Source organism: Bacillus cereus group sp. BfR-BA-01379 (assembly GCF_022663605.1).
Taxonomy (GTDB): Bacteria; Bacillota; Bacilli; order Bacillales; family Bacillaceae_G; genus Bacillus_A; species Bacillus_A mobilis.
The window spans coordinates 32825-46101 of sequence record NZ_JAKUFT010000026.1 but is presented as its reverse complement, the minus strand read 5'-3'; the positions used below and the strand labels follow the sequence as shown (position 1 = coordinate 46101).

The window sequence follows — 13277 nt, the reverse complement described above, 5'->3', positions numbered from 1 at the left end:
AAGAAGCAGTTCTCTATGGAGGTAGAGAGCTGCTTCTTTTTTATTTCTTCAATACCAAAAATCAGAACTTTCTAACTATCTTTTTTAATATTTTTAAATTATAATAAATAATAGCAATCTATTCCAATTATCAGGGGGCTCATACATATGAAAGCTGCAGTAAAACATAACATCTCAGATTTTAAAGACTACTTAAAATCCAACGATATATACATGGAAGAAAATATAGATGAAAATGATGGTTCTGTTCATTTTTCAGTAGGATTAGAAACAGAAGCCGGCGCAAAAATTCAACTAATCGCTGCTTTCCAAAACGAACATCCTACTGTGGATATATACTGCTTCAATGTTGCTCACGTACCTGATGCAACATCAACAAATGATATTTTGCACGTTATCAATGAATTAAACACATCTTATCGATTTGCAAAATTCACATTAAACAAGCAAAATGCAATTGATATTTCAGCATCACTTGCGTTCTCAGAACCAAACTTTAATCCAGCACTTGTCTTTGAACATACGAGAATGCTATATAAATTAGCAAATGACGAATATAAAAACTTAATGAAAGTTATTTGGGCATAGATCAGCCTGCACCAATCAGGCGATTACTACCTTCAAATAGCGGGATAAATAAAAGGATGGGCTGCAAGCAGCACCATCCTTTTATTTCGATATCATATCAATCCACATCTTAACAGCAGTGCCTACAATCAAAATCGATAACATATATTGAAGTGCTTTTTGATTGATCCTCTTCCCAACTCGCGCTCCAAGCGGCGCAGCAAAGATACTTGCAATCGCAATAATGAGAGCTGGAATTACGACCACTTGTCCAGTTATCACTTTTCCAGTCGTAATCCCGCTTGAGGAAATAAACGTAATAGCGATAGATGTTGCTATTGTTGTACGTATCGGCAATTTTAAAATAACTAACATAATCGGAACTAATAAGAAAGAACCGCCAGCACCAATAATACCTGATGCTCCGCCTACAATAAACGCTAGTAAACTTGCTAACCATTTATTGTATTTCACTTTATCACCATTATTTCGCTTCGGTACGAACATCATAATAGCAGCCATTGTTGCTAACGCGGCATAAACAACATTGACCGTGTGTTCCTCTAATACGTTAGCACCAAAACTCCCTATGAAACTTCCTACTAATATACTAGTTCCCATATACATAACTAGCGTTTTATCCATATCATTACTTTTCCGATAGGCCCATGCCCCTGCAAAAGTTGCAAAGAATACTTGCACCGCTGTAATACCACTCACTTCATGTGACGTATAGCCAGTAAATCCTAGCAATACCGGAATGTATAGGATCATCGGATAATTAATAATCGCACCGCCAATTCCAACCATTCCTGATATAAACGATCCTATAAACCCAATTATAAAAAGTAATACGACTAAACTCACCTTATATCCCCCGCCTTCTAAAAAGAAGGTGATTTAAATGAATAAGTTTACATTCCCATCTGAAGCATCTGCTAAATAAGCTCCTACTCCTGCAAACTCTACCCCTTCCATAATCTCTTCCTCTTTTAACCCTAATAAATCTACCGTCATTTGACAAGCTACAAGTTTAATCCCCTGTTCTTTCGCCAAATCCATTAAATCTGGTAAAGGCATCGCATTATGTTTTTTCATAATACCTTTAATCATCTTCGGTCCCATACCGGCAAAATTCATTTTTGATAATCCCATCTTATCCGCACCACGCGGCATCATTTTTCCAAATACTTTTTCTATGAACGTTTTCTTTACCTTCACATGTTCATCTTTCCTTAAAGCATTTAATCCCCAAAAAGTATGAAAAATAGTCACCTCTTGATCGTACGCCGCTGCACCATTTGCAATAATATAAGCAGCCATCGCTTTATCATAATCTCCGCTAAATAAAACAATTGTTGTTTTCTTCTGTTGTTCCATGTTGTTCTCCCTCCAATTACCTATAGGGGTATATTATTATTTGTAAAAAGGCTCAAATCATTTATCTCTGTAACTATACGACTTTACCTTCCCACGCTAACATACCACCTACCATATTGATTGCTCGGAAACCGTAGCTCTCTAAAAACTGAACTGCTCTTCCACTTCTTCCGCCAGAGCGACAAACAATAATATATTCTTTCTTTTTATCCAACTCATGCATTCGAAACTCTAATAATCCTAGTGGAATATTACACGCTTCTGGGATTTTCCCCTCGGCGACTTCTTCTACTTCACGTACATCTACGATATTTACTACTTCTTTACGTAACAATTTTTCTTCTAATTCTTTTGCTGTCATTTCTTTCATTTTAAATTTCCTCCTCACAAGCCATTCATCCCGCCTGAAACATTGATAACGTGCTGAAACCCTAATTTCTTTAATTCTTTTGCTGCTTGCTTACTTCTCATCCCGCTCTGACAAATAACGATTACTTCCTTATTTTTATCTAACTGATTTGCCTTACTCGCTAACTCATTTAGCGGGATATTTTGAAATCCTTTCATATGATTTCCTCTATATTCACCTACTGTGCGAACATCGATAAATTGTTTTCCTTCTTTTCCTGCTATACTCTTTAATTCTTTTCCACTTATATTTTGAACACCTTTCACCGGTAAAAAACGTGAAATAACAAGCGCTGCAGCCAGTACAATGAAAAGCGTACTTAATATTGTATTCATATAACCAACCTCTCTACATTTATAAACATGCTACGCCTTCTTAATCCAAAACTTTAGCACATCAGCTGCTTCTTCATGCTTTATGATGTCATGACCACCTTTATTTGCCCACGCTGGAATATCCTTAACTGACCCTTTATCTGTTACATGTACTTCTAACACTTCTCCAGTTTGTAAAGTATCCATCGCTTTCTTCGTTCTTACAATCGGCATCGGACATGCTAAACCTTTCGCATCTAATACTTGTTTTACATTCATCATCTATTCCTCCATTTTTTATTTTTTTATTATTCATGAACTGCACAACGGTTTGGACCAATCTCCATTTCACGCTCTTCATCCACACTCGGATGGATTTTACCCATATTCGTTTGACGAATTTCTTCGTAAGCATTCGGCTGAGGTGGTAAATTCTCCGTTACAACTTTACGAAACTCTCCCTCATCCTCAATGTTTAGTCCTGCATTATACGCAAATAAATCGTTTAACTTTGCGCTCACAACACCATTCTCATCCATTTCACTTATTTTTGAATAATGAGCTGGTAACACGATTAATTGTTGAGATAGTACTTTATATCGATCATATAAAGTTTCTCGTAAATCACTCACCCAATCTTCAGCCTTTCCAGCAAGATCTGGACGCCCGATTGAATCTACAAATAAAATATCACCTGATAATAAATAGGAATCATCTACAATAAATGATGTACTTCCAATCGTATGCCCCGGTGAGTATAATGCGTCAATTTCAATTTTAGTCCCCCCCACCGTAATAACAGATCCTTCAACGAGCGGTTTATATGAGAAAACAACTTCCTCCGCATCTTTTGGCGGTAACCAATACGTGCCACCTACTCTTTCAGCTAACTTACGGCCTCCAGAAATATGGTCTGCATGTAAATGTGTATCCATTACATTCGTAATCGTAACGCCATGCTCTTTCGCAAACTCTTCATATGCTTCAACTGTTCTTACCGCATCAATAACTGCTGCCTCACCTTTTGAAACGACCATATAAGATAAACAGCCTTTTCCAAGACGGTTAAATTGATATATACTTCCTCCGCCCTGTACATCTCCTACTTTTAACGGCTTCACATATTCACTCCAAGCTTTCATACCGCCAGCTAAATAATAAATATTTTCTAATCCGGCCTCTGTTAATTGCTCTGCCACAAATATAGAAGACCCTTCTTTTGCACATACTACTAAAACATCTTTATCTTTAGGTAATTCACTTACAATATGATCTACACCATCTAACAAATCAAAATACGGTTTATTTATAGAAGAAATTTGTCTCCCTTCAATTTTCCAATCTTCATAATCCGTCTCATTACGAACATCTAAAATAAACAACTCTCCAAATAAAACTTTCTCTGCAACCTCTTTTGCATGTAACGGGTTAACATTCATCTAATTACCCCCATAGGTATATTTTCGTTTAAAAAATTTTACTTTTCCACATTTCCTTGCCACTCTAACATACCTGGAATGACATTTTTCACATTTAAATATCCTCGCTCTTTCAACATTTGGCAAGCTACATCACTACGGTTACCAGTTCGGCAAACAACATAAATTTGCTTCGTCTGATCTAATGCTGCACTGCCCAGTTCGCCTAATGGAACTGAAATAGCCGCTGGAATATGACCAAAAGCGAATTCCGCTGCTTCGCGAACATCTACTACAATACATTCTTCACCGTTTAATAATATATTTTGCAATTCCGCATTTGTAATTGTATGAGGATATTTCACTACTTCATTCACTTCATGCTCGTGTGCTTTTCTAACGTAATGTATCAATAGATTGCCTTCGTGTTTCGTCCCGATATATTGATGACCTACTTTACTCGCCCAACTTTGTATATCTACAGTAGACCCTTTATCTGTTGCCTGAACTTCAATCACTTGCCCTGATGTCAAACCTTCCATCGCCTTCTTCGTCTTCACAATCGGCATCGGACAAGCCAATCCTTTACAATCTAAACTCATATCCACTTTTATACTCATAGTCGATTCCTCCACAATTTATATACTTATACCTGTAGGGGTATATTAAAATGTTTTTGAAAATCTGTCAACACTTATGTTTGACAGATTATCGGCTTTTTACAAGTAATTGAACAGCTTCTTTAATTAACTCTTCATTTGAACCGTTACCACTTTCAAACTGTTCACGTAAACATTGCTCTAAATTTGTTCCCACAACAAGTCCAATTGTACGATCAAGTGCAGAACGAGATGCCGTTAACTGTGTAATAACCTCTCGGCAATCTTTTCCTTCTTCCATCATACGAAGTACACCACGAACTTGACCTTCAATACGTTTCAATCTATTTTTCATATCTTGATTGTATTCCACTGTAGACCACCTCCGTATTTATAACTACATTATACATTACTTTGTAACTTTGTATAATATCATATACCCTAAAGGGTATATTGTAAAGTGTTATGTTTTTTTGAACCTTTCTAACGTATAGTAAAAATGCAAAAGTCACTGATTTTATTGACCTTTGCATTTCTCAACTACACTGCATTATTATCTTATTTCTTATAAACTTTTTACAAAACTATAATCCATTTCCCCGCCTAGTGCTTCAGCCGTATCACCAGTTTCTCTAAAATCATGTGTATATATTTTTTCAAATGAACCGAAATCTACTTGCCTATAAAATTCAAAACAAGGGAATCCATCATGCTCTCCTTGAATATCAACACTACCATCCTTTTTCACACATACATGTAATAAATAATCTACAGGAGGTGCATATATATTTAACGGATTACTTGCGCTCGCACTCATTTTAAATTGCACACCATCAAGATTCCATACGATATTCTTACACACAATATGTTCAGTACTCGCTTTTCCTATTCTTTTATTCACAGAACCATCTGGATGCGTAACCCTCTCTGTCGTAATACCCGTGTTCGCATATGAAAACACTTCTTCTTTATAAAAATCAACTACTACCTCTTGCTCAACTCTAGAGCGCATAGTATTTACCGCATGTGGTGTAAATTCGCGTGAATCACCTTCGAATTGAATTATTTTTCCTGTTTCCATATCCTTCTTCGGTTCTGTCCAAGACATTGGAATAAATACGTTAGCTCTAATTTTTACGATATTAACCATATGAAACCTCCGTCGATTTTATTTATATAAATCATTATTTGTACTATACAAGATATAGTCAATTTGATTGACTATATCTTGTATAGTACAATAGGTTTCACATGTAGTCAACTTAATTGACCACAATTACGGAGGTTATATACATGAATCATCAAACATTTAACGAACTAGACCTTACTTCACTTTTATCGTTATCTTTCAGTACATTAATTACTGAACTGCATGACAGATTAAGTGAATTGGGCTTTGAAGATATTAGACCAGCACACGGTTTTATGTTCAAACGTATCCTTCCTAATGGAGCAACAGGTATAGAATTAGCTGAGTATTTAGGAGTTTCTAAGCAAGCTGTAAGCAAAATGATAGATTCTCTTGAAAACAGTGGTTATGTGACACGCAAAAAGCATCCTACTGATAAAAGAGGTAAAATCATTATTTTAACCGAACGTGGTTTAGCTGTAATGAAAGCGAAAGAAGAAATAATGACTGAAATAGAGCAGCGATGGATTGAAAACATAGGCGCTGAACGAATGCAAATGCTCAAAGAAGACTTAACAACATTCGTTACTAAAGAAAACACAGAGAAATTATCATCAAATATACGACCTGTTTGGTAAATAAAAACTCCAAATAAAAAAAGAACGGACATAGAATGCTATGTCCGTTCTTTTCATCACACATACTTCCGATGCACCATCTTCCCATCATAAGAAAATACAACGCCCTTACTCTCCACAATGGACTCCATATGCACTGTTCTTCCCCATAATTGATGAATGTATGGCAATACTTTTTCTAAGTATTTTAAATCGAGCTCAATTCCTTCGTAACTATGTTTAATGTACAATTCTCCGTTCTTTAAGTAGTCCCCGTCTTCTACTACTAAGTACGGGAAGCCGCCATTTGTACGCATATTTACGAGCTGATCACGTACATGTTCCCATTCTTTATCTATTACTTTATATTCTTTTCCTTGGCGCTGGAATAAGTACATATCTTCTCTCATTACAAGATCTTTGTTTAAGTAGTTTCTTAAGAACGATACATCCCATTCAATTTCGCGTACTTCAAAGATTTTGTCACGACCAGATCCCGGTTTTACACCGCGTCGTTTCATTTCTTCTGTCGGATTGTTGTAACGTTCTTCAATATCTTCAAACATTTTAATACCAAGGTAGTATGGGTTAATGCTCGTTTTTGATGGCTGAACGACACCTGCATTTAATTTCGCAAATTCGATTGCTTCATCAGATGTTAAGTCCATTTCGCGAAGTATACGTTGATGCCAGTATGATGCCCAGCCTTCATTCATAATCTTCGTTTCAAGCTGCGGCCAGAAATATAGCATTTCCTCACGCATCATCGTTAATATATCTCGCTGCCAATCTTCTAGCTCACGGCTATATTCTTCAATAAAGAGAAGTAAATCTTTCTCTGGTTGCGGTGGAATTTTCTTCTTTTTACGTACATTGGAACGTTCCCTCTTTTTATTGCGATCATCTAAATTCCATAGATCATCGTATTGCGATGCCTTTTTCTTTTCTACTTCTTCTTCCAAGTCATCAATACTCCACGCAAGTTTCGGACGCATAAGCGACGGATCGATATGTTCTTGAATGGCAAGTACGGCATCCAAAAATGTTTCTACTTCTGCCTTTCCATACTTATGCTCATATGCTTTCACGCGATCAGCTGTTGCCGCCATACTCTCCACCATATCTCGTTTCGTATTAGAGAAGCGAATATTATTTTTAAAGAAATCACAGTGTGCTAAAACGTGCGCTACAATTAATTTATTTTGAATTAACGAGTTCGTATCTAATAAAAAGGCATAACATGGATCAGAGTTAATAACGAGTTCGTATATTTTACTAAGACCTAAATCGTATTGTAATTTCATTCTGAAAAACTGTTTTCCAAAACTCCAATGTGAAAACCGCGTCGGCATCCCATATGCACCAAATGTATAAATAATTTCAGCTGGACATATTTCATAACGCATCGGATAGAAATCAAGCCCAAATCCAGTCGCAATTTCCGTAATTTCCGCAATCGCATATTGCAGTGCTTTATCGTCACTTGCTCTCATTATTTTCCCTCCTTACACTTTCCCTTAAGAAAGTGTATGATGAGGAACAAGCTTTCATGAGGATTGATTGCATAATAAAAAGACATCCTCATAAAAACGAGAATGTCTCATCTATTAACCTTCAATAATCTCCATTTTCTCCGTAATCGGTGTACGAGCTTTTCCTTCTGGTGCTTTATCGAAATAACCAAGGTGAAGAATTCCAATGATGCGTTGACCTCTTGTTAAACCAAGTCCTTCTATAAATAATGGATTGTAGTTTAATCCGCCTGATTTCCAAACACAACCTAATCCACGTTCCCAAGCAAGCAGTTGGAAGTTTTGCATAAATGCACATGTTGCAGCGTAATCTTCGTCACGTTGAATTTGACGTGGGTCTTCATTTATATATACAACGATTTGTGCCGGCGTGTTTAAGAAACGATCGGATAAAATTTTACCGCGTTTCGCTCTTTCTTCTTCTGTGAAAGAGTTTAATACTGCGTCTACTAATTTTTGACGGCCTTCTCCAATGTATAATTTACAATTCCATGGTTCACGGTGTTTATGATTCGGTGCCCATGTTGCGTCGTTTAATAGTTCAATTAATAACTCTTTATCTACTGCTTTATCTGTAAATGTACGAACAGAACGTCTTTCTTTAATCACATTTGCGATGGAAGTATATGTAGTCATATTTTTCTCTCCCTTATTTTTATCTATATGTATACGTTTGTTATTGATATTGATTTTCAATTTCGATTATACCTTAGTTTTTTACTATTAATCAATGTTTTATGTTGGAAAACTTCCAAAAACGACATTTTATACTGTGAATAAAAAAACTTCATTTGTTCACAAGTATTTCACATTTTATGGAAATGATATGTATACAGTTTTCCACATTATCCATCTAGGAGGAATTTATATGTACAAAAAAATCGTAGTAAGTATGACTATGGCAGCATTATTATTCGGGGCAACCGTCTTCCCTACTTTCGCTGCCACACCAAAAGAAGTAGCATTCCATCATCATAAACTCATTTCAGAAGAAGAAATGCAGTCGCTCGAAAAAATCGGCTATAACAAACATGAAATTTGGAAAGCTGCTCATATTGCAAGCATGAGTAAAAAAGAGATAAAAGACGTTTTAGCTTACTATAAACAAAATAAATCTTGGGAGAAAACAGCAAAGCATTTCGGTGTAGATCCAAGTAAATTGAAAAAGCATCATATGAATAAAGAAACGAAAAAAGCACTACTGCAAGAATTAGCAAATATACAAAAATCTACACCAGACGGCCTAAAACAAAAAATGAAAGAATATAATATCGGATTACGTCAGCTCACGGTATTAACAATCATCTCTCAAAAAAGTAATACTCCTCTTGATGATGTACTAAAAATGAAAAAAGACGGAATGGACATTAAACAAATTGCAGAAAAACTGAATGTAAAAAAAGAAGATATACGAGCTGAAATGATTAAATTAGTGAAGTCTATTAAAGAAAAGAAAACAAATTAACATGCCAAAAAGGAAGAGATTTTCAATACTCTTCCTTTTCTTTATGAACTTTCAATTTTCAAGTATAAATTCCCGTCTTTCCCAAAAACTAACATAAGCAAATGATATATGTCGGGGGGTGCGCAAATGTTTCGTGTAACATCAAAAAAGAAAAAACAAACTGTCTGTTCTATTCCAGAATTTATCCATACTATGAAAGAATCAAGCGACTTTTCTTCTTATAACGTCATAGAAGATGGGACATTATGTTTGTTTTATTATAAATCTACAGTTGAATCACTTATTATTAATCGATTCATTTTAACACCTATCAAAAAAGAGTTAGATCGCATTCAAAATATAAATGACATAGCTAATATCGTCACACTTGAGGAAATTATCACCAATCCTTCAATTGAGGATATCCGTGAAAAACTATTAGGTGGCTATGTACTTTTACAGCTGAAAATTGATTCTCAAACAACCGAATATGCGCTTATTCGTGCTGAAAGTTTAGCTTTAGGTACACGATTATATAACGATACAGAAAATGAATATAGTGTCATCGGTCCCAAAATTGGATTCGTTGAGAATATTGATACGAATATACATTTACTTCGCCGAAGCATTGTAACAGAGCAATTAATTTTCAAGGAGCTTTCCGTTGGCTCTATCTCGAAAACAAAGATTGTAGTCGCTTATATGGCGGATATTACAAATGAACAGCATGTGAATACTGCAGTACAACGCCTGCGAGATATTGACTTTGATTTTCCATTTGATGCAACTATGATTGAACAGTTTATTAGTGATAATAGTAACTCTCCCTTCCCTGTTTTGCTACCTACAGAGCGTTTAGATCGCTCCGTTTATTCATTACTGAATGGAGGAGTTGTCATTTTAACAGACGGTTCACCGTACGCATTAGCTGGACCAGCGACATTACTCGATTTCTTCGTCTCTCCAGAAGATTATTATTTACCATGGATAGCAGGCTCCTTTCTTAGATTAGTTCGTTTTTTCGGAGCAGCATTCTCTCTATTTTCATCAGCTATTTATACAGCTGTCTTAACGTATCACTATCAAATGATTCCTGCGGATTTACTTGGTCCGATTATTTATTCAAGAGCTAACGTTCCATTTCCCCCAATGTTAGAAGCTCTTTTTTTAGAAATTACAATTGAATTGTTGCGCGAGGCTGGAGCTCGTTTACCGACTAAAGTTGGGCAAACGATTGGTATTGTTGGAGGGATTGTAATTGGGCAAGCATCTGTTGAAGCTGCTTTAACGAGTACCATTTTATTAATTGCGGTTGCATTGTCTGCACTCGCTTCTTTTACAACACCGACAGTAAAAATGTCTTCTACTATCCGATTGCTGCGCTTCCCGCTCATTATTTTAGCTGGAGCGTTTGGCGGTGTCGGACTCATCGTCGGATTTGTATTTATATTAGCTCATTTAATTCGCTTAAAATCACTTGGATCGCCTTATTTATTACCCTTATATCCATTCCGCGGATTAGGTACAGCTGAAGGACTCCTTCGCCTTCCATTTAGTCAAACTGCAGGACGGGCTTCTTATCTAAGGCCGAAAAAGAAATGGCGCTATGATCCAAACAAAGCGAAAGAAAAGCACGACGGTGGGGAAAAATGAAAAATATTTTATTATGCTTTGCTATTATCGTTTTAATTTTCCAGACTGGATGTACACAGCCGAATATAGTAGACACACAGCGAATTATTCATGTAGGCGGATTTGACATAACGAAAGATAAAAAATTTCGCGGGACGATCCTTTATCCCGATTACACAAAAGGGGTCCAGTCAAAACCAGAAACGCAGTCAACTACTGCCGGCACGATTGAAACAATATCTTCACTTCTAAATGCAAAGTCACCACACACGATTGCCGTGGGACAAATGCGTGTTGCCCTGTTTGGAAAATCATTTGGTGAACGCGGCATTGGTGACATTATTAACAACCTACAACGTGATCCAAACGTTGGTCGAGACGTACAACTAGCACTTGTAGATGGTTCAACGGAGGATTTGCTCAAACATATCAAATCAAATGGATCACTATATCTATCTGATTTACTGGAGCAAAATATAGAAACAGAGACAATTCCTCGGATGGCTTTAAATATTTTTCTATATGATTTTTATTCATCTGGCTGTGATCCATTTCTTCCTTACATTCAAGTGACAGAAGATAAGTCTGCTTCCATTAAAGGACTCGCTTTTTTAAAAAAGGATAAAGTAGCTATGTATACAGATAAAGCAGGCTCTTTCTTATTTAAATTACTCATTAATCCAACTAAAAATGGCCGTTACGAAGTCCCGATACGTCAAGGTAACCATAAAGGGTTAATTGCCACTCAAAACTTATCTGGAAATAGTGTTTGTTCCCTTTCCGACACTGGTGACATTCCGAAAGTTCACATTCGCCTGAAATTAAATGGACTTATAAAAAATGCCCCTGACTGGCTTGATTTATCAAAGAGTGAAAGTGTAACTTACGTAAAAAAACATGTAGAAAAAACACTTGAGAAACATTTAAACGAATTAATAAAACAATTCCAAGAAAAAGGAATCGACCCTATCGGTATACGAGAAGAAATTCGTAGTCACTCAAGAAAATGGAACATGAAACAAATTCAAGATATGTACCCAAACGTAGACGTTGCTGTTAAGGTAAAAATTAATATCGTACAATCTGGTATCGGAGAATAGTGAGGTGCTATCATGACTGGACAAGATAAAACACATACTGTTTCCCCTTATTTCACATTCCTTCTATTACACTCCCTTCAAATTGGGGTAGGTGTGCTAGGATACCAAAGGATTATTGCGCAATATGCTGGGTATGATTCTTGGATCTCCCTTATCGTTGCGGGCATTGCAACTCATATCGTATTATTTTGCATGCTTAAAATGTTAGAAAAAGATAATGATTTGATGAATATTCATACGACATGTTTCGGTAAATGGATTGGAACATTTTTTTCCGTATGCTTTGCCGCATATCTTCTATTATTTTGTCTTACTGTTCTTCGTACATATATTGAAGTTATTCAAGTTTGGGTCTTCCCTACAATTAAGCCATGGAAATTAACTTTATTATTTTTACTTGTAGCTTATTACGTAATTAGAGGTGGCTTTCGCTCTGTAACAGGAATATGTTTTTGGGGTGTTGTCATACCGATTTTCGTCCTATTTTTCTTAGTTTACCCAATGAAATATGCACATGTCCGTAACATTTTCCCAATTCTCACTCATTCACCTTTAGACATTTTAACTGCAGCGAAAGCATCTGCATTAGAGTTTCTCGGGTTTGAAGCGATTCTTATTTTTTATCCATTTATTAGAAAAGAAAAATCGGTAAATAAATGGGCACATGGTGGTATTGCTTTTACGACGCTTCTATACGTAATATTAGCGATTGTTTCTCTTATGTACTATAGCCAAGGACAACTACATCACACAATTTGGCCAACACTAACGATGCTAAAAATCATAAAGGTCCCTTTCATCCAAAGGTTTGAGTACATCATTATTTTCATATGGTATCTTATCATTTTACCTAATCTTTGTTTAACCATTTGGTCTTCTTGTTGCATTACGAAAAGATCGTTTCACATACCGTTTAAAATTACACTTCCATTTTTTATCGCAGCCATATTTATTTCGTCCCTATTTTTCACAAACCGTGAAAGTATCAATACATTAAATACGGTGCTATCTCAAGCTGGTTTATATATTGTATACGCTTATATACCAATTCTATTTCTATTCCATTCACTACGATGGCGCTTCAAAAATCAGTCGAAAAAATCTTCAACCGGTACACCATAATCTCTGATACAATT

Annotated in this window: 17 protein-coding genes; 6 read left to right on the top strand and 11 right to left on the bottom strand. The window is 36.0% G+C overall.

The window, feature by feature from the left end:
• Positions 1 to 147: 147 nt before the first annotated feature.
• A complete protein-coding gene (locus MR113_RS12420) occupies positions 148 to 588 on the top strand; it encodes a hypothetical protein (protein WP_000642361.1) in 441 nt (146 codons plus the stop codon).
• 81 nt (positions 589 to 669) lie between these two features.
• Here the strand turns inward: MR113_RS12420 and MR113_RS12415 are convergent, their stop codons facing one another.
• The 9 genes from MR113_RS12415 to MR113_RS12375 all read right to left on the bottom strand — a co-directional run bounded on the left by MR113_RS12415 (position 670) and on the right by MR113_RS12375 (position 5837).
• On the bottom strand, positions 670 to 1434 hold the full coding sequence (locus tag MR113_RS12415) for a sulfite exporter TauE/SafE family protein (protein WP_242254523.1): 765 nt from the start codon (positions 1432 to 1434) through the stop codon (positions 670 to 672).
• A gap of 33 nt (positions 1435 to 1467) precedes the next feature.
• Positions 1468 to 1947, bottom strand: a complete 480-nt coding sequence (locus MR113_RS12410; RefSeq protein ID WP_000437730.1) for a DsrE/DsrF/DrsH-like family protein — start codon at positions 1945 to 1947, stop codon at positions 1468 to 1470.
• 73 nt (positions 1948 to 2020) lie between these two features.
• Positions 2021 to 2317 carry a rhodanese-like domain-containing protein gene (locus MR113_RS12405; protein ID WP_061680163.1) on the bottom strand — a complete coding sequence of 99 codons (297 nt, stop codon included), beginning with the start codon at positions 2315 to 2317 and terminating at the stop codon, positions 2021 to 2023.
• 14 nt (positions 2318 to 2331) lie between these two features.
• A complete protein-coding gene (locus tag MR113_RS12400) occupies positions 2332 to 2691 on the bottom strand; it encodes a rhodanese-like domain-containing protein (RefSeq protein ID WP_242254522.1) in 360 nt (119 codons plus the stop codon).
• A 30-nt stretch (positions 2692 to 2721) separates the two neighbouring features.
• Positions 2722 to 2952: a sulfurtransferase TusA family protein gene (locus MR113_RS12395; protein ID WP_242254521.1), complete on the bottom strand. Its 231-nt coding sequence runs from the start codon at positions 2950 to 2952 to the stop codon at positions 2722 to 2724.
• Positions 2953 to 2978: 26 nt separating this feature from the next.
• A complete protein-coding gene (locus tag MR113_RS12390) occupies positions 2979 to 4109 on the bottom strand; it encodes an MBL fold metallo-hydrolase (RefSeq protein WP_242254520.1) in 1131 nt (376 codons plus the stop codon).
• Positions 4110 to 4147: 38 nt separating this feature from the next.
• Positions 4148 to 4708 carry a sulfurtransferase TusA family protein gene (locus MR113_RS12385; RefSeq protein WP_242254519.1) on the bottom strand — a complete coding sequence of 187 codons (561 nt, stop codon included), beginning with the start codon at positions 4706 to 4708 and terminating at the stop codon, positions 4148 to 4150.
• A gap of 88 nt (positions 4709 to 4796) precedes the next feature.
• Positions 4797 to 5060, bottom strand: coding sequence for a metal-sensitive transcriptional regulator (locus MR113_RS12380; protein WP_000456206.1), 264 nt, complete (start codon positions 5058 to 5060; stop codon positions 4797 to 4799).
• Between the two features lie 192 nt (positions 5061 to 5252).
• Positions 5253 to 5837 (bottom strand): DUF3238 domain-containing protein, encoded by a 585-nt coding sequence (locus MR113_RS12375; protein ID WP_242254518.1) that lies wholly within the window; start codon positions 5835 to 5837, stop codon positions 5253 to 5255.
• A gap of 143 nt (positions 5838 to 5980) precedes the next feature.
• Between MR113_RS12375 and MR113_RS12370 the strand changes: the two genes are divergently transcribed.
• Positions 5981 to 6454 carry a MarR family winged helix-turn-helix transcriptional regulator gene (locus MR113_RS12370; protein WP_242254517.1) on the top strand — a complete coding sequence of 158 codons (474 nt, stop codon included), beginning with the start codon at positions 5981 to 5983 and terminating at the stop codon, positions 6452 to 6454.
• A gap of 56 nt (positions 6455 to 6510) precedes the next feature.
• Here the strand turns inward: MR113_RS12370 and spoVR are convergent, their stop codons facing one another.
• Together spoVR and MR113_RS12360 are read right to left on the bottom strand one after the other, a co-directional pair.
• Positions 6511 to 7926 (bottom strand): stage V sporulation protein SpoVR, encoded by a 1416-nt coding sequence (gene spoVR / locus MR113_RS12365; RefSeq protein WP_242254515.1) that lies wholly within the window; start codon positions 7924 to 7926, stop codon positions 6511 to 6513.
• 114 nt (positions 7927 to 8040) lie between these two features.
• Positions 8041 to 8601 (bottom strand): nitroreductase family protein, encoded by a 561-nt coding sequence (locus MR113_RS12360; RefSeq protein ID WP_242254513.1) that lies wholly within the window; start codon positions 8599 to 8601, stop codon positions 8041 to 8043.
• A 232-nt stretch (positions 8602 to 8833) separates the two neighbouring features.
• Between MR113_RS12360 and MR113_RS12355 the strand changes: the two genes are divergently transcribed.
• The 4 genes from MR113_RS12355 (at position 8834) to MR113_RS12340 (ending at position 13263) form a co-directional block, all read left to right on the top strand.
• Positions 8834 to 9430, top strand: a complete 597-nt coding sequence (locus MR113_RS12355; RefSeq protein WP_242254508.1) for a hypothetical protein — start codon at positions 8834 to 8836, stop codon at positions 9428 to 9430.
• A 126-nt stretch (positions 9431 to 9556) separates the two neighbouring features.
• The gene (locus MR113_RS12350) at positions 9557 to 11062 is read left to right on the top strand and encodes a spore germination protein (protein ID WP_242254506.1); all 1506 of its coding nucleotides are present in this window, start codon (positions 9557 to 9559) and stop codon (positions 11060 to 11062) included.
• Positions 11059 to 12141 (top strand): spore germination protein GerYC, encoded by a 1083-nt coding sequence (gene gerYC, locus MR113_RS12345; RefSeq protein WP_242254504.1) that lies wholly within the window; start codon positions 11059 to 11061, stop codon positions 12139 to 12141. Before MR113_RS12350 ends, gerYC begins: the two co-directional genes overlap by 4 nt.
• Positions 12142 to 12153: 12 nt before the next feature.
• Complete coding sequence (locus MR113_RS12340) at positions 12154 to 13263, top strand: GerAB/ArcD/ProY family transporter (protein ID WP_242254503.1); 1110 nt, start codon at positions 12154 to 12156, stop codon at positions 13261 to 13263.
• Positions 13264 to 13277: the final 14 nt, after the last annotated feature.